The organism is Methanosarcina sp. Kolksee (assembly GCF_000969945.1).
In the GTDB taxonomy this organism is placed as follows: domain Archaea; phylum Halobacteriota; class Methanosarcinia; order Methanosarcinales; family Methanosarcinaceae; genus Methanosarcina; species Methanosarcina vacuolata.
The window spans coordinates 3,263,036-3,281,418 of sequence record NZ_CP009524.1; the positions used below are offsets into that span (position 1 = coordinate 3,263,036).

Consider the following 18,383-nt stretch of genomic DNA (forward strand, 5'->3'; position numbering starts at 1 on the left):
TCCTTTTTAAGTTCAAAAAGTAAATGGATTCCGTTATTGAATTGTCGGACAACCTGTTTATCTTAAGGGTAGTTCACATGTCGGCATGTATTAGAGTGCAGACATTTATTAGAGTGCATATTCACGTGACAAATGGAAAACCTGTTCGTCGTTTGAGCGAATAAACCTCTACCATGTGGTGCGGATGATATCTCAGCTTAGCCTCTCGAAGTCCACTGACGCCAAGATCGCTTTCCCTATTGATGTATTCCACCTCACTGGCAAGAACCGCTGCAGTTTCGGCATTGATTACCTTGTATATTCCATCATACTCCGGAAGCCCTTTCTCAAAATGGATTATCGCCGTATTACTATCGAGGCGCTCAAAAAGAGAGATGGCACTTACCTGTAAACCGACCCTTATCAAAAGGCCTCGCAAGCGTAACTCGGTCAAGTGCTCGATCGCATAAAAGATAGCCTCTATCTCGTGGGCAAGAATGAAATTATCTTCGCAGTTTTTGCTCTCACACCACCTCACCAGGAACTCCATTATCTCTTTTTGGTTTTCTGGGGTTATCGGCTCGACCGAGTACTGGTAATTCTTCCGAAATTTGTTAATCTGGTTGCGGATCTTAAGATATTTCTTTCCAGGAAGCTCAGCAAGGTCGTGAGCCCTGTACACATACTCAAAATGGTTCAGATCTGGAACAAAAAGAAGATCAGGATCGATTTTCTTCATCAATTTTGCAGTCTCAGGTTCAATGAGCATAAGGGGCTTATTATTGTCACCCATGTCCAGCGCCAGCCGTATTACTTCCCGCATGAGTTCAGGATCATGGGGACCTATAGGCGGGTGTAAGCGTGTCACTCCTGCGGCAGTGCATACAAGAATTACGTTCCCTCTCACGTATGCATACCTGTAATGCATGAAATGGTTCCAGCAGATTATGCTCGTGAAAGTGTTGTCGCTGTGGGTTTGCGGGTAGAGTGCGTAATGGTTCTCGAAAAAAGCCCGATCTGCAAGCGTGACCGGTTTGAAATCTTTTTTATCAAGCATTTTAAACAAGACTTTTTGGCTTCATACTTATTGCTTCATACTTATTTTTGTTGGATATATCAGGCTAGCAAAAATTACATACATTAGGAGTGGATTCAAATAAACTTAGTCTAATATTCAGTTTCATAAGTTCAGTTTCATAAGTTCAATTTTCTAAGTTCAGTTTCATAAATTCTGTTTCATTAAACCTATGAAATTATCTATATCTATCGATTCAATAAAGGAATCAAAAAATGCCAGTGTGTAAAAAATTTACAAGAGATGACATAAATCCCGCAGAGGATGGAGTAAAACCCGGGTTGAAAATCCGCGCCGCAGAAATCGAGGATGTTCCCCTGATTCTTAAGTTCGTCAAAGGCATTGCCAGGTTTGAAAACCTTTCCCACCTTGTCACAGCTACAGAAGAATCCCTGGCAGAGGCTATGTTTGGAAAAAGACCCTATGCTGAAGTTTTCTTTGCAGAACTGGCCGGGGTTCCAGCCGGGTTTACTGTCTTTTTTCACAATTTTTCTACTTTTCGAGGAAAACCGGGGCTCTATATAGAGGATATATTTGTAAGACCCGAGTTCAGGAAAAAAGGGATTGGAAAAGCAATGTTTCTCCACTGTGTAAAGCTTGCAAAAGAAAGAAATTGCGGAAGAATGGAATGGGCAGTTCTTGACTGGAACCCTGCAAGGGAATTCTATGAATATCTTGGAGGAAGCCCTGCCGCTGGGTGGCAGATCTACCGTATGGACGAGGAAAAATTTGAAAGCGCGCTTGAAAAATAAATTTGAGGTAAAAATTCTCAACCGGACTAAAATACGCTTTCAGATCACGGTTTTTTCATTGGGACCAGGGCTTTACGTTGTAGCCGGGTCTTTAGGTTGAACTAAGTTTTTTAGGTTGAACTAGGTTTTTAGGTTGAACTAGGTTTTTAGGTTGAACTAGGTTTTTAGGTTGAACTAAGTTTTTAGGTTGGATTAAATTTTGGAGTTGGATCTAGATCTTCATGACCGATCTAAGTTTTTAGGTTATATCTTCCTGTTGAACAAAAGAATGGTGTTCAAGGCGTTCAATTCTCTTTTCAAGGTTATCTATTTGCTGAAAAAGTTCTTTTGAGACTTTTCCTCCTTCTTCCTGCTCAGCACCTGGACTATTTCCTCCGGTTTTCTCGGCAAGTTTTTGGGCAAGCTGCATAAACTTATCCAGTTTCATAACAGGAAACGTTTCGAATTTGCACAGCCCTATGAAAGGAAACACGGAAGCAGCGTATGTTTTTTCATCTTCAGTTTCATAAATTATAAACGTGCGATAGCCAGTAAGGTCAGTCCACTCGTCGATTACTTTTATGCCCTTCGGGTATTCATAATTTGCATAGAATTCCGCAACTTTCAGTGAGTCTTTAGGCTCCCAGGTTATTATATCCATGAGTAACATTTCCTCATACCCCTAATATTAAAACGTGGTTTGAATCCCATTTAATAGAAATCCTGTTCTACTAAATTCGAATCGACTTCAAAAATACATCTGGTAAAGTTAAGTATTGTTTCTCTTCAGATGGGCATATACTTTTAGGAATAAATGTTCAGCAAAACAGATCCGAAAAAGGCTTTTTATTTGTTAGCTAAAGCTCAAGCTGTCTCGAGTTAAAATATTAAGAAATTTTACAATCTTGTGCCTGAATTGAACCTTAATAGAGCCTGAACAGAATTTTAAGAAATGAAAATCTAAAAAACACCGTGTTTTCTGGATAACGATTTACTTTCTTAAAATCTGAACATAATTTTCGATATACACATCTTTAGGTACTGATCTAATTGCAATGTACAAAAGCACAGGGACGACTATCATATCATCAAGATAACCAATTACAGGTATGAAATCCGGTATTAAATCTATTGGTGATAAAGCATAGCCTATGGCAATCCATAATAGTATTTTTGCAGTTTTGGGAGTTCGAGGATCTACATATATAAGTTTACATAGTTCTATGTACTTTTTTGCATTATTCTTTATTTCTTTTAGTTTCAACATAACTAATATAAATACAGAACTGATTGTTTATAAATAATTATCTGTATTATTTAATATGTATATTCAGTAGTCTGTAAAAACAATACTCTGATCAGCGAATATTGAATAAAAGCGAACAAGTCTAACCTTACGAGTATTTTAAAAGAGGACTCTACAACTTCGAAGCAGGTGCATTCTATGGCACACTCTTTTTTTGGGATTCAGGAGTGTAAGGAATCTTCGTTTAGGAATGTAAGGAATCTTCGTCTAAGTGAGTTACTATAGTAATATTTTTATATTTTTTAAACTGACCTTATAGATAAGAAAGTACAACTTTCGGAGACGAAATTCAGATAAATAGTTAGTTTAAAAATAAATGAGAGCGTCGTAAAAGCAACGACCATTTTCCATACAAGATTAATAATCTCGAGGAAAATGCCTCCAAAAATTGAAGAGATTGTTGGAAGGAATAAATTTTACACTGAAATTTTTTTGATGGCTAACCATTAGCTACTTTTACGACTCTATTACTCGATTTTAGTTTAAATGCGCAATTTCTCAAATTTTATTGGATGACTGCTAGGTAACTACTAGGTGACTACTATGTCAATATTAGGCGACTGCTAGGGGACTGCTAGGCGAACAATCTTAAATTCATAAACAAATTATACGCTAAAACCAAGAGCAAACAGCTTTTTTACACCCGGAAAAAGTGATTGTATCAAGCACTTTCTATGGCTGTTACAGGGTCAAGCTTTGCAGCTTTCCTTGCAGGGTAAATACCTGAGATTATGTTGATTATGAAAGCAAAGAAAGCAGCATATACGAAGTTGAGAGGTTCGACTTCAAGAGGAAGTGTCTGGAGCCCGAAATACATCTCCTGAGGGACTGCGATTTTATAACTCTGTAGAGTAATGGTTGCAATATAACCCAGAATAGTACCCAAAACCAGCCCAATAGCTCCAAGAATTACAGACTGGAAAAGAAAGACAATCATTATACTTTTTTGAGAGGCTCCCATAGCTTTTAAGATGCCTATTTCTCTGGTTCGCTGGGCAACAATGGTGATAAGTGTGTTTGCAATCCCGAACCCTGCAATCCCGTAAATAAGGACGTAAAAAACGTTTACGAAAACCTTCTGAGTGTTTAGAAGATTAAGGATTTCTGCATTTGCTTCTATCCAGCTTACTGCGTTAAGCTCGGTTTCCCTTTCAATTGAGCCCGCTATAACGTCAGCTTGGTACGGGTCTGCGACCCTGATCCCTATTGTACTTACAACACCCGGTTCATTGAAAAAATCCTGCACCGAGTCCAGCCTTGAATAGGCCGTTACTTCATCTGCCTCAGTTCCTGTATGTATCAGACCTATAACCTTGAAAGAAGTTGTTTTTGAGCCCGGAAACACTGCATCTACCCGGTCCCCAGGCTGAACTCCAAGATTTTCCGCAAGCTTATCACCAAGTATTATTCCGTGCCTTGTATGGGTAAGCGATAGAAAGCTCCCTTCTACTATGTCCCTGCTTACTCGCATAACCTTATCTTCAACCTCAGGTTCAACCCCCTGAAGTGAAATACCTTCTGCATTATCCTTATATTCCAGAGCTGCCTGACCCAGATATTTTGGAGAAACCGCTATAACTCCTTCTTTTTCAAAAATCAGGGCCGAATTGTATTTGTAAAGATGAATGAACCCGTCTTTTTCATCCTGAGGATTGATAACAATATGGGGACTGTTCTCAGTGCTGGACTTTATAAGCTCTCCTTGAAAGCCTGAAAGCATTGCCATCATCACAGTAATTACGGCTACGGCAAGGGCAACTGCAAGTATGGCAAAAAAAGTTTGCCTTCTTCTGGAAAAAACTTGCCTTAATGCGATTTTCAATTCATACATATGAATTAGCTCCTGGAGATGATACATCTTAGGGTTCTTGGTCAGCAGGGAATCTCATAATTTCCAGAATATCCAATCTGTTAAAATAATTTATAACATAATTTAATCTGAACAAGACAGGGAATAATCTGAAATCTGTATTTACTTTGAACTGATAGCCTTCACTGGATCGAGTTTAGCTGCCTGCTGGGCAGGGTAAATCCCGGCAATAAGGTTCAGCAGAAAAACTGCAATAATAATGACCAGAATATCTCCGGTTCGGACTATGATGGGAATAGTTGCCATGCCACCGTAAAGTTCTGAAGAAGCAGATGGCATTTCGTACTGGCCTAATCCCAGAGAAATTGCAACTCCTGTAAGTGTCCCGATAAGTGCACCTAGCAGACCCAGAATGCCGCTTTGAAGTACAAAAATTGTCCTGATACTGGAAACTGTAGCTCCCATAGCTCTAAGCATGCCAATCTGGTTTGTAGCGCCGATAACTGAAAGATTAAGAGCGCTAACAACTCCAAAAGAAGCAATAACTACAATCAGACCAAGGACTACATTGTTGGAAGTGCTCTCAATGGCAATCGTCCTGAGGATTTCAGGATTGGTTTCGGTCCAGCCTTTTGCCTTATAACCGGTCTTTTCTATCTTAGCAGCAATTTCCCTGTCCCTGTTAAAATCTTCAAGCCTGACAGAAAGACCGTTAATCACATCCGGAACATCGTAGAAATTCTGGGCGGTATCCAGAGATGTATAAGTAAGGGACTCGTCCAGAGGCGAGCCAGTATTGAAGATCCCAACTACTCTCAGGGACAGAGGGTTTGCATTGGGAAAAGATACATCAACCGAGTCTCCGGGATTAACCTCAAGCTTATCTGCCAGTTTCAAGCCGATTACCACTGTATTTCTGGAATATTCAAGCTCCCTGAAATCCCCTTTAACCATATCAGCTTCAATAGCACTGATATTGTTTTCCTGTAGAGGGAGAACGCCTTTCAGCTCGGCATTAAAGGAATTTGTCTTGAACCTGAAGGAAGCTTTTCCCGTAAGAAAAGGAGAAACTGCCGAAACACCCTGGATTTTGTCGATATCGTCAATAAGGTTTCTATAGAGGTAAATATAGTCTTCACCTTCTTGCGGAGATACCGAGACATGAGGAAGCTTATTTACCGTAGTACTATAGAGTTCGCCAGTGAAACCAACCATAAGAGCCTGGGAAACGGTTAGTACCATCACGGCAAGAGCTATAGCTACAACTGAAAGAATTGTCTGGAATTTTCTTGCCCGAATCTGCCTGAGCGCGATAAAGAGTTCATAACGCATGGGACTCACAGCCTTTAATCTGGTTTCAAATTTTATTCCTGAAAAAGATAAAAACCGTTGCAAGCCCTGAAACTAATGCTGCTGCAGAAAAACCTGGGAGTCCATTATCATCTGAAGTCTCGTTTTCTGAAGTAGTATTATTTACCAGACTAACACTGGAATTCTGAGATAGATCGGATTCGATGACTGTTTCCCTGTGCTCAGTAACGTCACCGTCGTTTCCCAGAAGCTCGATCTCAAGCCTGTATATCCCTTCAGGAAGCCTGTGGCTCCAGGCCACTTCAACTGTTTCGTCGTCGTTATTCAGCAACACTGGAACCCTTTGCTGGACAGATTCAACAAGACTGGAGTTCCCTTTTTCAGAATTTGCTTTCAGTTTGTATACAGAAAAAACCAGTTTTCCTTCAAAAGGCACCTGAGAACGCCCATAAACAGTTGCACTTGCTCCGGTTTCATCTTTGTAGATATCGGTAATCTCTGCATCATCTCTGGCAGTAAATCGCTCGGCTGAGCTTATAACCTCTTTATCAGGAGAATAAACCTGAATCTTTACTCTTCCAGCATACTCTTTATTGTTTTCAAGAAGTGTACCCCAGGGAGCGGAAAAAATATCCGGAACGCTGGTAAGTGATAATTTTTCAGCTTTTGTTGCATAAACGACATCCGAACCATTTACAAGCATATATTCGATATCAAAAAGTGAGGCTTCTTTTGGAGAGAGTGCAACACTGATTCCCTGGGAGTTAGCAACCAGGTCATTGACCTGAAGCCTTGACGCAGAATTGGTGCCGTAAGCAAAATTATATTCAGACTCTGAAAGAACTTCGTTTCCTTCAAGAAGCCTGGCCTTTATCTTATAAGCTCCGCGTTCGGAACTTCCTGCATTCCAGAAACCAACCTTTATTACCTGTTTATTTACAGGAATGCTATCTATTGAAAATACCTGTCTGTCAAGTGTTTTCTCATTTGTTCCCATGGGTCTGACAAGAAGCACCTCAAGATTCAAGTTGTCTTCTGGCTTGTCCGAGTAGAGGGTTACATCAAAGGACTCAAGATCGCTATAAAGGTCGGCTATGTGGGCTGTACTCGTTTCTTCAGTGTGAGAATTCTCGGATGCAGAGGCCGGAAAAACGGATATAAGGTAAAAAGTAAGTAAGAAAAGTGCAGCTTTCATTGTCTTTTACCCCGGTTCTGTGATAACAATTATTAAAATATATTTTTATAAAAATCGTTTAACTGCGTTTCAATTAGAGACATTGAATTATTTCTGGACTTTGTATAAAATTCTATTAATCTTTTATGCATACAACTTATTAATAAAGATTTTTGAACATTGTTCACTTATGGCATTACTGCATACAACTTATTAATACCAATTTATGAACGTTGTTCACTTATGAATTAATGCATACAATTTATTTATAGAAGTTTTGAATATTGTTCACTTAGGAGATATCCGATGCAGGACAAAAAAACTGTTCAAGAAGATCGAAATAGCACAAAACGGGATAAAAAAGCAAAAATCATCTCCATCCAGGATGCCATGTGCATGCTGATTGAAACAAAAGGTTATGAAAACGTGACTATCCGGGACATAACTGAGGCTGCCGGTGTGAGTATAGGACTGATCTATAAGTATTTCCCGGAAGGCAAGTATGACATCCTTAAGGAGATCAGTTATAGATACATGGATAAGTTATTAAGGATAAAACAGCCAGAAACTATTGATTTTAATGATTTCCCGGGTTACATGAGGGATGTTATAAAAAATATGCAGCAATTCTACAAAGATAACAGTCCTTTGATAAAAGCGTTGACCATGGCCACACTGAGCGATAGTGAAATAGTGGACGAAATCAAAAAGATGGATGTCAAAGACTACAAAGCCGCATCCGAATTTTTTTGCAGTTTCAGTGGCGTTGAGATAAATGATAAAGATCCTCTGGCAGTTTTTGTGTACTGGGGGATCACGGTAAAAAGCATTCTCCTCTTCAGTATGATCTACCTCTACAGCACACCTCTCATAAACGAGGAAAACCTGACTGATCTGATGGTTGACCTATCTTTGAAGATCTGGGGTTATCAAAAAGGAGCGTGAGTTTATCCCAGGTACACACCAACCAGAGTCGACAGTGGAAATGCGTGACAGTGGAAATGTGTGACAGTGGAAATGTGTGACAGTCCAAGTGTGTGACAGTCTAAATGAGCGACAGTGCAAACATCACAGAAAGTATCAGACAACTTCATGGATCAGTTTTTTGTTAACATCCTATATTTTTGATGATAAATATCTTTTTATGATATAAAAATAACATATGTTATATAACAAAGGATATTTTGAGAAAGATCTGTATGCCACCCAAAACAAAATTTGACAGAGAAGCTATTGTAGAGGCCGGTTTTGCCATCGCAAAAGAAGAAGGCTTTGCCGGCATCACCGCTCGCAGCGTAGCAAAACGTCTTCATAGCTCTGTTGCGCCGATCTATATCAATTTCGAAACAATTGAGGATTTGATTAAAGCTGTGATCGAGCGTGTTTTTGCCCTTTCGGAGGAATTGCTGAAAAAACAAGAAGGTTCGGACCTTTTCGAAAATATAGGGAAAGCCAGTTTGGTGTTTGCGCGAGAGTACCCAGTCTTGTTTCGTGAAATGGTAATGCAGAAAAATCCATACGTGGCTTCGTACGAAACCTTTCAGGATACTATGGTTGAAGCACTGGCTGAAGACGAAAACCTGCGTGGTTTGACATATGATGAACGCAAGCGCCTGCTTTTAAAAATGCGGATATTTCAAACGGGGATCTCAGTCATGACCGCAACCGGTAATCTGCCTTCCTGGATTGATGACCAGGCTGCTGAGGCGCTGCTTCTGGAAATGGGTGAGGATCTCCTGCGTATACAACAAATAAAACAAAAGGAGATGGATCAATTAAAAAAATAATTATTATAGGTGGGGTATCACCGGATTGATGTATATAGCGAGTACAAGTTTTTCAGTAGACTCCCGCCAAATACCCAGGACTGGATGCGGCAAGTAGCTTGTCTGTATGAAGTAGGCAGAGTAAAGTTTCCACGCGGCTGGAATGCCTGAAATGTCCATAAGTCTTCCTTTTGCATTCTTTATTTTTCTCCTTACTGAACTATAATTACTGAACTGTAATTTTTCCATCTACAAGCCTGATAATTTTATCAGCTTTTGAAGCCAGGCTTTCGCTATGAGTAACTACGATAAATGTCTGATTATACTCCCTGTTCAGCTGCCTGAGAAGTTCATAGATCATGTCGCCCGTTTTTGTATCAAGGTTACCTGTAGGTTCATCCCCGAGCACGATTGCAGGAAAACAGCTCAACGCTCTTGCTATTGCAACCCTCTGGTTCTGTCCTCCTGAAAGTTCATTAGGTTTGTGATCCATTCTCTCTTCAAGCCCGACTTCTTTCAGAAGTTTTTCGGCAATTTCCTTTGCTTCTTTCCTCTTTTTCCCAGAAATCAAAAGTGGCATCATTACGTTTTCCAGGGCTGTGAAATCAGGGAGCAGGTGATGATACTGGAAAACAAAGCCAAGTGTCCTGTTCCTTATCTCAGAACGTTCTTTATCCGACATTTTTGTTACATCGTTTCTGTCTATCAGGAGAGTACCTGAACTAGGGGTGTCCAGCAGGCCTATCAGGTGCATGAGTGTACTTTTGCCTGAACCCGATGGTCCGACAATTGCAACGAATTCTCCTCTCTCAATTTTCAGGTTCACATTATCAAGGGCATTAAACTCCACTCCGTTTTTATAGGTCTTTGTCAGGTCTTTAAGCTCGATAATTGGGCTTTCTTCTGTCATACTTATTCATCTCCTCACTTAAATTATAATGATTTAGGCAGTAAGTGTTTAATCTGCTGTGTATGCTATTTTCCAGTTCAACTGAGTGAGTTTTACAAAATTTAAGTCAATATACAAAATTTAAGTCAATATACAAAATTTAAGTCAATATACAAAATTTAAGTCAATATACAAAATTTCGGGATAAAACACAACGAAATTACAAGCGAAAGTCAAATATTACAGTTTATTTCACTCCTATTACGGTTTATTTCACTCTTATTACAGTTTATCACCCCTTTTACAGTTTATTTCACCCATGTGAAATGCGAGTAATTTATATTCAGGCACTTTCAATGGCTTTTACAGGGTCAAGTTTTGCAGCCTTCCGCGCAGGATAGATTCCTGAGAAAATGTTGACAATAAAAGCAAAGAAAGCCGCATACACGAAATTGAACGGTTCAATTTCAATAGGAAGGGTCTGAAGCCCGAAATACGTCTCCGGAGGGACTTCTATTTCATAGTTATGGAGTGCAATTATCGAAATATAACCAAGAATTGTACCGAACATCAGGCCTATTACCCCAATGATCGTGGATTGGAAAAGAAAGATAGCCATAATACTCTTTCTCGAAGTTCCCATAGCTTTCAGGATACCTATTTCCCTGGTTCTCTGAGCAACGACGGTGATCAGAGTGTTTGCAATTCCAAAGCCTGCAATTGCGTAAATCAGGAAATAGAAAATATTTACAGATACCTTTTGGATATCTAAGAAGCTGAGGATTTCAGAGTTTGCTTCACTCCAGCTTACAGCGTCAAGCCCGGTTTCTCCTTCAATCGAAGATGCAATGGCGTCTGCCTGGAAAGGGTCTGCTACTCTGACTCCTATGTTGCTTACAACTCCCGGTTCATTGAAAAAATCCTGCGCCGAATCGAGCCTTGCATAGGCTGTTACCTCGTCTGCAGAAGTTCCAGTATGAAAAAGGCCTATGACCTTGAAAGAAGTTGTTTTTGAGCCCGGAAAAATAGCATCAACCCGGTCTCCCACATTGACTTCAAGGTTTTTTGCAAGTTGATCCCCGAGTAGAATCCCGTATCTTGTATGAATAAGGGCCGTGAAGTCACCTTCCGCAACATCCTCACTTACCCTCATAACACCCTCTTCAGCCATTGGGTCAACTCCCTGAAGAGAAACCCCTTCGGCATTGTCTCTGTATTTAAGCGCCACCTGGCCAATATATTTGGGGGATGCAGCTATAACTCCCTCTTTTTCGGAGATCAGGGCCGAGTTGTATTTGTAGAGGTGAATAAACTCCTCTTTTTCATCCTGAGGGTTGATAACAATATGTGGATTGTCCTCAATACTGGACTTTATAAGCTCTCCTTGAAAGCCAGAAAGCAACGCCATCATTAATGTGATTACGGCAACTGCAAGGGCAACGGCAAGTATAGAAAAAAGGGCCTGCTTTTTTCTGGATAATACCTGCCTCAAAGCGATTTTCAATTCATACATCTGAATAAACTCCTGGATATGAATATGTATCAGAGTTTTTAGGAACTGTAATTGTATAACTTTTAAAATATTATATTGAATAAGATTTTTAGCCAACTGGATACTTGCATTTTCACCTTTACAATTAATTATGAAACGGGCTGTGAAATTGCATTACGCTGCACTCACCTTGAAGTGATAGCTTTTATAGGGTCCACTTTTGCCGCATGCCGTGCAGGATAAACTCCTGTAATCAGGTTAAGTAGAAATACGGCAAAAATGATGAATAAAGTATCCAGAAGGTGCACGGCAACAGGGATAAAGGAAATATTTCCGTAAACATCGGATGGATCTGGCTGGATCTCATACTGTCCTATTGCCAAGGCTATAAGGACTCCTGCAAAAGTGCCGAAAAGAGCGCCCAGAAGACCTAGAATCCCGCTCTGGAAGACAAAAATTCTCTGGATGCTTGAGACCGATGCGCCCATAGCGCGAAGCATACCTATCTGACTCGTTGCACTGATAACCGAAAGATTAAGTGTACTGACCACGCCAAAGGAGGCTATGACAACAACAAGCCCGTATATGATGTTGTCTGTTGTGCTTTCGATAGCAAGGGTGCGGAGGATTGCAGAGTATGTCTCTGTCCAGCCCTCTGCATTATAACCAAACTTTTTGATCTCGTTTGCGACTTCCCTATCCCGGTTAAAATCACTGAGACGGAGAGAAACCCCATTAACCACATTCGAGGCATCATAGAATTGCTGGGCAGTATCCAGGGAAGTATATGTCAGGGACTCGTCAAGAGAAGACCCGGTATGAAAGATCCCCACAACTCTGAGAGAGAGAGGATTCGCATTTGGAAAAGACACATCTATAGAGTCCCCCAGATTAACCTCAAGTTTTTCCTCCAGTTTTGAACCTATAACCACTGTATTTCTCGAGAATTCCAGTTCCTGGAAACTTCCCTCAACCATATCTTCTTCGATAGATCCAATTTCATTCTCCTGTGAAGGGATTACACCTCTAAGCTCAGAATTAAGGGAATTGTCCTTGAATTTCAAAGAAGCCTGCCCTGTAAGGAAAGGAGAAACTGCAGTAATTCCTTCAATTGAGCTAATCCTTTCTATCAAAGTATCGTAGAGGTAGATGTAATCCTCACCTTCTTCTGGAGAGACCAGGACATGAGGAATTTTGTCCACCGATGTGTTATGAAAATCCTCTGTAACACCTACCATAATGGAATGAGAAATTGTAAGTATCATTACGGCTAGAGCTATTGCTCCTACCGAAAGTAGGGTCTGGAATTTTCTTGCCCTGATCTGTCTAAGAGCAATTAAAAGTTCATAACTCATGGGGTTCACGGCCTTTTTGATTTTTTATTATGTATTTTAAAAAAGGCAAAAACCATAGCAAGCCCTGTAGTTCCTGCAATAACAGAAGAGCCAGTGATACCATTCCCATCATTTTTGTCTGAGGTTTCATTTCCTGTATCAGGAACTGTCTTACTTTCATTTATAAGCGAAAGATCAGACTCAATAATGGTTTCCTTGCGTTCTATAACATCTCCGTCGTTACCGATAAGTTCAATCTTAAGCCTGTAAACTCCTTTAGTGAGCCTTTCTTTCCAGGCAACCTCAACGGTTTCGTCATCGTTATTCAGCAACACTGGAACTCTTTGCTGGACAGACTCAATAAGATCGTCATTTCCTTTTTCAGAATTTGCGTTCAGTTTGTATGCTGAAAAAACCAGATTTCCTTCAAAAGGTACCTGGGAACGCCCTAAAACCGTTGCACTTGCCCCTGTCTCGTCTTCGTAGATGTCAGTAATCTCAGCATTGTCTCTGGCAGTGAAACGCTCTGTTGAAACTATAAACCCCTGGTCTGGAGAGTAAACATGGACCTTTACTCTTCCGGCATATTCATTATTATTCTCAAGAAGAGTACCCCAGGATGCAGAAAAGGCTTCAGGAACACTTGTCAAGGATACCTTTTCGGTTTTTGTTTCATAGATTACGTCGTGCCCGTTTACAAGCATATATTCGATATCAAAAAGTGAAGCCTGATTTGGAGAGAGCACAACAGAGATTCCTTCGGAGTTAGGGACAAGATCATCTACCTGAAGTCTGGAAGCTGAGTTGCTGCCGTAAACAAATTCATACTTAGATTCTGAGAGTACCTGTCCCTGTTCCATAAGCCTTGCTCTCAGAGTATAAGCTCCGCGTTCGGGATTCCTTACATCCCAGAAGCCAACTTTCGTGACTCTTGTATTCGCAGGAAAACTGCCAGTTAAAAATTCCTGTGTAGAAATAGCTTCTTCACTCCCTCTTCCCGGCCTGATAAGGGATGTCTCAAGGGTCAGGTTCTTTTCCGGCTGGGCTGAGTAGAGTGTTACATCAAAGGACTCGAGATCGCTGTAGAGTTCGACTATGCGGGCTGGACCTGTTCCATTGGTCTGTGTGGCATTTGCTGCAGAGACCTGGAAGGCCGATAAAAGAAGCAAAGCAAGTACGATAAGTATTGATTTCATGATTTTACCCCGATTCGATAACAAAACATTGTTTTAATCTGAAAGACTTTTTACTATTTTTTGAGCTGCGCACAAGTTTACTAAGATTCCATGAATACAGCACATTATTCTTCAGTCAGTGATTCAATCACAGCACCCTGAATGGTTTCATGCTAAGTCACGTATGGATTTTCTGCATTGCCAGTTCACGAAACAATACCGGACACTTCCGTGCAAACACTGAACTGTGTTTCATATATTTTCGAAAAGTTTCGATACGTCTTGTTTTTTCATCATTTTTTTTAGATGGCAGATAGAATCTCATTAAATAACATGTGTTATCTAACAATTGTTAGTTATCGTATATATAAATTTGCTTACAATTAATGAACAATATTCACTTAGACTATTTCATATACCTGCTAAAAAATGTGTTCAGAACAAAAAGACAAGCGTCAAACGGACAATAAGGCGAAATTCATAACTTCTCAGTTCTGAAAACACATGGAAACTGTTATAAATCCCCAAACAGATAGCAGTCATATGGATCATGATGAAGACCGCAAAATTGGTGAAGATGAATTATCCCTGTCCGAGTTTCTCGTGCCGGATACTCCGGAGATAAAGGAACTGAAAAGCATTTACACGAATGAATACGAGTACAGCGAATATCTGAGTGAAATCGAGTTTTCAATTGCTGAATATTACCACAACGAAAACCGGAAAGTAACGGACAAAGATGTTATAAAGGCATTGAAGAATATCAAGCTAAACCGCAACAAGCCAATTAGTTTTTTTGAAAGGCCTCTTGAAAAGAAAATTGCAGATAGCCTGGTTGAACCTCTTGAGGAAAGCCCACTTACCGACCATGAATTTACCCTTGTCCTTGACTACGTTTTGTGGGTCATTGACAACAGGTCCTGGCTAAAGGACAAACAGGCCTATATAAAGTGGATTACGTATGTGCTTGGCTTTTTTTCAGAGGATGAAGAGAAAAAATACGAAAGTCAATTCAAAAAATTTGCAAGTAAAATGGGCGTATCCGGAGCTCAGGTTGATATGCTCCTCATGAAAAGAGAAATGACCGATGATTTCTTTGATGAGGAAGATCTTTTTGAAGATGAAGGCTTATTGGAAGTACTGGGGCCAGACGAAATTTTTGAAAATGACAGGACGGCAGAAGATCTTGAAACCGGTTTCTTTTTAATGGAGGACGATGAGAAATTTGATTTCTTACTGGAAAATGGCCCGGATTATGTTAACCTTGTTCAATCCTATGTCCTGGAACTTATGGAAAAGGATGGTTTTGAAAAAATTCAGGAATTTTACCAAAAATTCAATGAAAAATACGAAAACTTTTTCCCTCTGCATTTTATTATGGGGACCGTCTACATTGAAAATGATCCGACCCTTGCAAAGTTCTATTTTGAGGAAACTTTGAAAGCTGTTGAAAATTACGGCGACCTTCCAAAAAGTTATAAATATGAAATAAAACAGAACCTCGACTCTCTTATAAAATACATTGAAGAACCCGCTGAGAAACCAGAGGAAAAAGCCCGTTCAAGCAAAAAAGGTAAAAGGAAAGGGGTATCAAGAAAAAAAGCTTCAAATGAGGACGATGAAATCAAATGGCTCTAATGTCTTCAGTTTGAATCCTGTCCTGTATTGTCACGCTCGACCCAGGAATATTAACATCCTTTTCTTTTCCCCATTTCTCATTTTAATTCTCTTTCCTTGGCTTTCTTTTTTTAAGAAGGACGCTCAGCAGGCTGGTTTCGAATGCAACATCAATGCTTTCTGGCAAGAAAATTCCTTAACCGATGACCGATGTGAAGAAAAGGAATACACCTCCTATAAACAATATGATGAAAATAAAATCGCCATTACTACGTTCAACAAGGTCTGGAAAAGCTGGAAAAATCTTGCTTGTATTAAATATAAATCTGGCACTTGAAGATGTTTTTCTTAGATACAAAAAAGAGATACAGTCAAAAAATATTATGACGCATATAAATTAAAAAAGAAAGAGAAAAACAGAGATTTCATTTTAAAGGAGGTACCAATCAGCATCATCAACTGATAGATCTTCTTTAAGTCCTACTTTTCTCTTTGGGAGCTTAAGAGCATCTGTAATTGCGTCTGAAAAGTCCTGAAGATACTCTTTTGAGGAGAGGCTGTTATAAATAAAAGGCTTATCTGGCTGGATCATTTTCTGGATAGTTGATTCTCTTGGCACGATGTCAACTTCTATGTCAACCATTTCTACGGCTTTTTCCATTGCAGTCCGAAAGTCTCCGATACAGTAAGCTATTCTGTGTTTGTAATTTTCCCTTGTCTTTTCAAGATAAGCGGCAAGTCTTTCGCTTTCCATTTTTATAAAATCTCGTTTGATTTTCGTCACGTTACATTTGCCCATCATAAATGTGTAATGCATGAAAGGGTACTGCGTATCAAGTTCCCTGGGGGTAATTCCACAGGTTCCGAAGGTTACTATATGTACATCCTCAGGTTTTGCAATCCCAAAGATTATTCGATCGAATTTTTTGTGAGAGGGACTTTCGTGATAGGGTTTCCTTTTGGCACAGGGAACAAAAATACATAGTTCCCTATACGGAGCCTCATATTCGTTCAGGACCCATTCGTTAGCCCTTATCATATCCGGGTGATAAATTACCCTATCAGTGTCAAGAGGTTCTTTAGAACGCTCATCTTCAGGAATAATGGGTTTCATAAACGTCAAGCTAATTGAGCCTGGAAATTATATATATAGTTAACTAACTTCGGCAGTTTCAGGGTTTTATGAGCTTTGGAAATGTCCTCAAAAATTGAATTGGACGTTAGTATAGTAATCAAAAGTAATGAATAATAAACAGAAGTTGTCATCGATACTTGAAAATGAGCAAATATTGTTAAAAATACACAAACGTTATTAAAAATAAGCAAATGTGAACAAATAAGCAAAAAAAACAAAGTTCTATCGAACTTTAAGCAATAAAGCAAATAATGAAGAACAGGTTAATAAAGAGACCCGAATAAAAAAAGATTTGATGAAAATTTTGAAAAGTGACTGGAGATCACTTTCTGAGTTTACTGCTTTAACCCGTCCACAAAGTCTTCCATTCTATCTAACGCTTTTCTAATGTCATTTATGGATGCGGCATAGGAGCAGCGCAGAAAGCCTTCACCAGCCCCACCAAAAACATCTCCCGGAATTGTCACAACTTTCTTTTCGTCCAGAAGGCGCTCTGCGAATGTTGAAGAAGAGAGCCCGGTGTTTCCGATATAAGGGAAGGCGTAAAATGCCCCTTTAGGGTTGCAGCATTCAAGCCCTATCCTGTTAAATCCTCTGACAATAAAATGCCTGCGTCGGTCATATTCTCGGATCATCCGCCCCATTTCATCTTTACCGTGACGGAGTGCTTCAATTGCTCCAATTTGAGCCGTTATAGGAGCACAGAGCATGGAGTACTGATGGATCATCATCATTGAATGGATAATCTCTGGAGAACCCATTGCAAAACCAAGCCTTAGCCCTGTCATTGCATAAGCCTTGGAAAACCCATTAAGCATCACAGTCCGCTCTTTCATGCCATCAAGGGAAGATAACGGAACATGCTTGCCTTCATAGGTAAGGCACTCGTAAACTTCGTCCGAGATAACAAACAGATCATTCTCCACAACAAGGTCGGCAATATCCTCGAGGCCTTCCTGTGTCATGATCGCTCCTGTAGGGTTGCTAGGGAAGTTGAGAATTATTGCTTTTGTCTTGTCCGTGATTGCAGGTTTGAGGGCTTCTGCAGTCAGGCTAAACTCATCATCCCTGTGGGTGGAAACGATAACCGGCTTACCTCCTGCAAGAACAACAGAAGGTACATATGCCACATAGGAGGGCTGGACGATAATTACTTCATCGCCAGGGTTGACCACTGTCCTTACTGCTATATCCAGAGCTTCACTCACACCTGTGGTGATGAGTATCTCAGATGAAGGGTCATAATCCAGACCATAACGCCTGTAATAAGTTCTGGTAAGTTCGTCCCTGAGCTCAGGAAGCCCGTAGTTTGAGGTATATGAAGTTTGCCCTTTTTCCAGAGAATGAATACACATCTCACGGATATGCCACGGAGTAATGAAGTCAGGCTCTCCTACACCAAGGGAGATTACATCCTCAAGTCCGGAAACCAGATCAAAAAAACGGCGTATTCCCGACGGAGGAATTTCTTTCACAACGTCGGCAACAAACTTAGAAGAATCACATGAAGGTCTCAAGCAAAACACCCTTTAAAAAGTATATATGTATTATGAAACATAAAATCGGATAGGGATATCAGGTTCTGAACC

Annotated in this window: 17 protein-coding genes and 1 pseudogene; 5 read left to right on the top strand and 13 right to left on the bottom strand. The window is 40.1% G+C overall.

Annotated features, from left to right (window positions below):
* Nucleotides 1-121 precede the first annotated feature (121 nt).
* On the bottom strand, nt 122-1,036 hold the full coding sequence (locus MSKOL_RS13465; protein ID WP_048157037.1) for a DUF2156 domain-containing protein: 915 nt from the start codon (nt 1,034-1,036) through the stop codon (nt 122-124).
* A gap of 233 nt (nt 1,037-1,269) precedes the next feature.
* Between MSKOL_RS13465 and MSKOL_RS13470 the strand changes: the two genes are divergently transcribed.
* Nucleotides 1,270-1,806 (top strand): GNAT family N-acetyltransferase, encoded by a 537-nt coding sequence (locus MSKOL_RS13470; protein ID WP_048157038.1) that lies wholly within the window; start codon nt 1,270-1,272, stop codon nt 1,804-1,806.
* A gap of 238 nt (nt 1,807-2,044) precedes the next feature.
* Here MSKOL_RS13470 and MSKOL_RS13475 read toward each other — a convergent pair whose 3' ends face one another.
* The 5 genes and pseudogenes from MSKOL_RS13475 to MSKOL_RS13495 all read right to left on the bottom strand — a co-directional run bounded on the left by MSKOL_RS13475 (nt 2,045) and on the right by MSKOL_RS13495 (nt 7,407).
* A complete protein-coding gene (locus tag MSKOL_RS13475) occupies nt 2,045-2,455 on the bottom strand; it encodes a DUF3303 domain-containing protein (RefSeq protein ID WP_048157041.1) in 411 nt (136 codons plus the stop codon).
* A 345-nt stretch (nt 2,456-2,800) separates the two neighbouring features.
* Nucleotides 2,801-2,983, bottom strand: a pseudogene (locus tag MSKOL_RS21155) (YkvA family protein); the annotation flags it as partial.
* Nucleotides 2,984-3,752: 769 nt separating this feature from the next.
* On the bottom strand, nt 3,753-4,922 hold the full coding sequence (locus tag MSKOL_RS13485) for an ABC transporter permease (protein WP_048157044.1): 1,170 nt from the start codon (nt 4,920-4,922) through the stop codon (nt 3,753-3,755).
* 141 nt (nt 4,923-5,063) lie between these two features.
* A complete protein-coding gene (locus tag MSKOL_RS13490; RefSeq protein WP_048158370.1) occupies nt 5,064-6,233 on the bottom strand; it encodes an ABC transporter permease in 1,170 nt (389 codons plus the stop codon).
* A gap of 25 nt (nt 6,234-6,258) precedes the next feature.
* Nucleotides 6,259-7,407, bottom strand: coding sequence for a hypothetical protein (locus MSKOL_RS13495; RefSeq protein WP_048157053.1), 1,149 nt, complete (start codon nt 7,405-7,407; stop codon nt 6,259-6,261).
* Nucleotides 7,408-7,692: 285 nt separating this feature from the next.
* Between MSKOL_RS13495 and MSKOL_RS13500 the strand changes: the two genes are divergently transcribed.
* Both MSKOL_RS13500 and MSKOL_RS13505 read left to right on the top strand, forming a co-directional pair.
* Nucleotides 7,693-8,331, top strand: coding sequence for a TetR/AcrR family transcriptional regulator (locus tag MSKOL_RS13500; protein ID WP_048157055.1), 639 nt, complete (start codon nt 7,693-7,695; stop codon nt 8,329-8,331).
* A gap of 254 nt (nt 8,332-8,585) precedes the next feature.
* Complete coding sequence (locus tag MSKOL_RS13505) at nt 8,586-9,173, top strand: TetR/AcrR family transcriptional regulator (protein ID WP_048157058.1); 588 nt, start codon at nt 8,586-8,588, stop codon at nt 9,171-9,173.
* Between the two features lie 3 nt (nt 9,174-9,176).
* Here MSKOL_RS13505 and MSKOL_RS20380 read toward each other — a convergent pair whose 3' ends face one another.
* The 5 genes from MSKOL_RS20380 to MSKOL_RS13525 all read right to left on the bottom strand — a co-directional run bounded on the left by MSKOL_RS20380 (nt 9,177) and on the right by MSKOL_RS13525 (nt 14,063).
* Nucleotides 9,177-9,401, bottom strand: coding sequence for a hypothetical protein (locus MSKOL_RS20380; RefSeq protein WP_156151097.1), 225 nt, complete (start codon nt 9,399-9,401; stop codon nt 9,177-9,179).
* Nucleotides 9,379-10,062 carry an ABC transporter ATP-binding protein gene (locus tag MSKOL_RS13510; RefSeq protein ID WP_048121719.1) on the bottom strand — a complete coding sequence of 228 codons (684 nt, stop codon included), beginning with the start codon at nt 10,060-10,062 and terminating at the stop codon, nt 9,379-9,381. The genes MSKOL_RS20380 and MSKOL_RS13510 overlap by 23 nt, the downstream gene beginning before the upstream one ends.
* 322 nt (nt 10,063-10,384) lie before the next feature.
* On the bottom strand, nt 10,385-11,554 hold the full coding sequence (locus tag MSKOL_RS13515) for an ABC transporter permease (protein WP_048157061.1): 1,170 nt from the start codon (nt 11,552-11,554) through the stop codon (nt 10,385-10,387).
* A gap of 164 nt (nt 11,555-11,718) precedes the next feature.
* On the bottom strand, nt 11,719-12,888 hold the full coding sequence (locus MSKOL_RS13520; RefSeq protein ID WP_048157063.1) for an ABC transporter permease: 1,170 nt from the start codon (nt 12,886-12,888) through the stop codon (nt 11,719-11,721).
* A 5-nt stretch (nt 12,889-12,893) separates the two neighbouring features.
* On the bottom strand, nt 12,894-14,063 hold the full coding sequence (locus MSKOL_RS13525; protein WP_048157066.1) for a hypothetical protein: 1,170 nt from the start codon (nt 14,061-14,063) through the stop codon (nt 12,894-12,896).
* A gap of 522 nt (nt 14,064-14,585) precedes the next feature.
* Here MSKOL_RS13525 and MSKOL_RS13530 point away from each other — a divergent pair.
* Nucleotides 14,586-15,680 carry a hypothetical protein gene (locus MSKOL_RS13530; RefSeq protein WP_048158371.1) on the top strand — a complete coding sequence of 365 codons (1,095 nt, stop codon included), beginning with the start codon at nt 14,586-14,588 and terminating at the stop codon, nt 15,678-15,680.
* A gap of 182 nt (nt 15,681-15,862) precedes the next feature.
* Complete coding sequence (locus tag MSKOL_RS20385) at nt 15,863-16,060, top strand: hypothetical protein (RefSeq protein WP_156151098.1); 198 nt, start codon at nt 15,863-15,865, stop codon at nt 16,058-16,060.
* Between the two features lie 29 nt (nt 16,061-16,089).
* Here the strand turns inward: MSKOL_RS20385 and MSKOL_RS13540 are convergent, their stop codons facing one another.
* Together MSKOL_RS13540 and MSKOL_RS13545 are read right to left on the bottom strand one after the other, a co-directional pair.
* On the bottom strand, nt 16,090-16,773 hold the full coding sequence (locus tag MSKOL_RS13540; RefSeq protein ID WP_048121730.1) for a DUF5591 domain-containing protein: 684 nt from the start codon (nt 16,771-16,773) through the stop codon (nt 16,090-16,092).
* Nucleotides 16,774-17,129: 356 nt separating this feature from the next.
* A complete protein-coding gene (locus MSKOL_RS13545; RefSeq protein ID WP_048157068.1) occupies nt 17,130-18,311 on the bottom strand; it encodes an aminotransferase class I/II-fold pyridoxal phosphate-dependent enzyme in 1,182 nt (393 codons plus the stop codon).
* Nucleotides 18,312-18,383: the final 72 nt, after the last annotated feature.

What these genes read in the sequence shown, in the direction of transcription:
- MSKOL_RS13520 (WP_048157063.1), bottom strand. Translation starts at nt 12,888, where the DNA reads ATGAGTTATGAACTTTTAATTGCTCTTAGACAGATCAGGGCAAGAAAA.
- MSKOL_RS13495 (WP_048157053.1), bottom strand. Translation starts at nt 7,407, where the DNA reads ATGAAAGCTGCACTTTTCTTACTTACTTTTTACCTTATATCCGTTTTT.
- MSKOL_RS13485 (WP_048157044.1), bottom strand. Translation starts at nt 4,922, where the DNA reads ATGTATGAATTGAAAATCGCATTAAGGCAAGTTTTTTCCAGAAGAAGG.
- MSKOL_RS13515 (WP_048157061.1), bottom strand. Translation starts at nt 11,554, where the DNA reads ATGTATGAATTGAAAATCGCTTTGAGGCAGGTATTATCCAGAAAAAAG.
- MSKOL_RS13465 (WP_048157037.1), bottom strand. Translation starts at nt 1,036, where the DNA reads ATGCTTGATAAAAAAGATTTCAAACCGGTCACGCTTGCAGATCGGGCT.
- MSKOL_RS13525 (WP_048157066.1), bottom strand. Translation starts at nt 14,063, where the DNA reads ATGAAATCAATACTTATCGTACTTGCTTTGCTTCTTTTATCGGCCTTC.
- MSKOL_RS13505 (WP_048157058.1), top strand. Translation starts at nt 8,586, where the DNA reads ATGCCACCCAAAACAAAATTTGACAGAGAAGCTATTGTAGAGGCCGGT.
- MSKOL_RS13475 (WP_048157041.1), bottom strand. Translation starts at nt 2,455, where the DNA reads ATGTTACTCATGGATATAATAACCTGGGAGCCTAAAGACTCACTGAAA.
- MSKOL_RS13530 (WP_048158371.1), top strand. Translation starts at nt 14,586, where the DNA reads ATGGATCATGATGAAGACCGCAAAATTGGTGAAGATGAATTATCCCTG.
- MSKOL_RS13500 (WP_048157055.1), top strand. Translation starts at nt 7,693, where the DNA reads ATGCAGGACAAAAAAACTGTTCAAGAAGATCGAAATAGCACAAAACGG.
- MSKOL_RS13490 (WP_048158370.1), bottom strand. Translation starts at nt 6,233, where the DNA reads ATGCGTTATGAACTCTTTATCGCGCTCAGGCAGATTCGGGCAAGAAAA.
- MSKOL_RS13540 (WP_048121730.1), bottom strand. Translation starts at nt 16,773, where the DNA reads ATGAAACCCATTATTCCTGAAGATGAGCGTTCTAAAGAACCTCTTGAC.
- MSKOL_RS20380 (WP_156151097.1), bottom strand. Translation starts at nt 9,401, where the DNA reads ATGGAAAAATTACAGTTCAGTAATTATAGTTCAGTAAGGAGAAAAATA.
- MSKOL_RS13510 (WP_048121719.1), bottom strand. Translation starts at nt 10,062, where the DNA reads ATGACAGAAGAAAGCCCAATTATCGAGCTTAAAGACCTGACAAAGACC.
- MSKOL_RS20385 (WP_156151098.1), top strand. Translation starts at nt 15,863, where the DNA reads ATGACCGATGTGAAGAAAAGGAATACACCTCCTATAAACAATATGATG.
- MSKOL_RS13470 (WP_048157038.1), top strand. Translation starts at nt 1,270, where the DNA reads ATGCCAGTGTGTAAAAAATTTACAAGAGATGACATAAATCCCGCAGAG.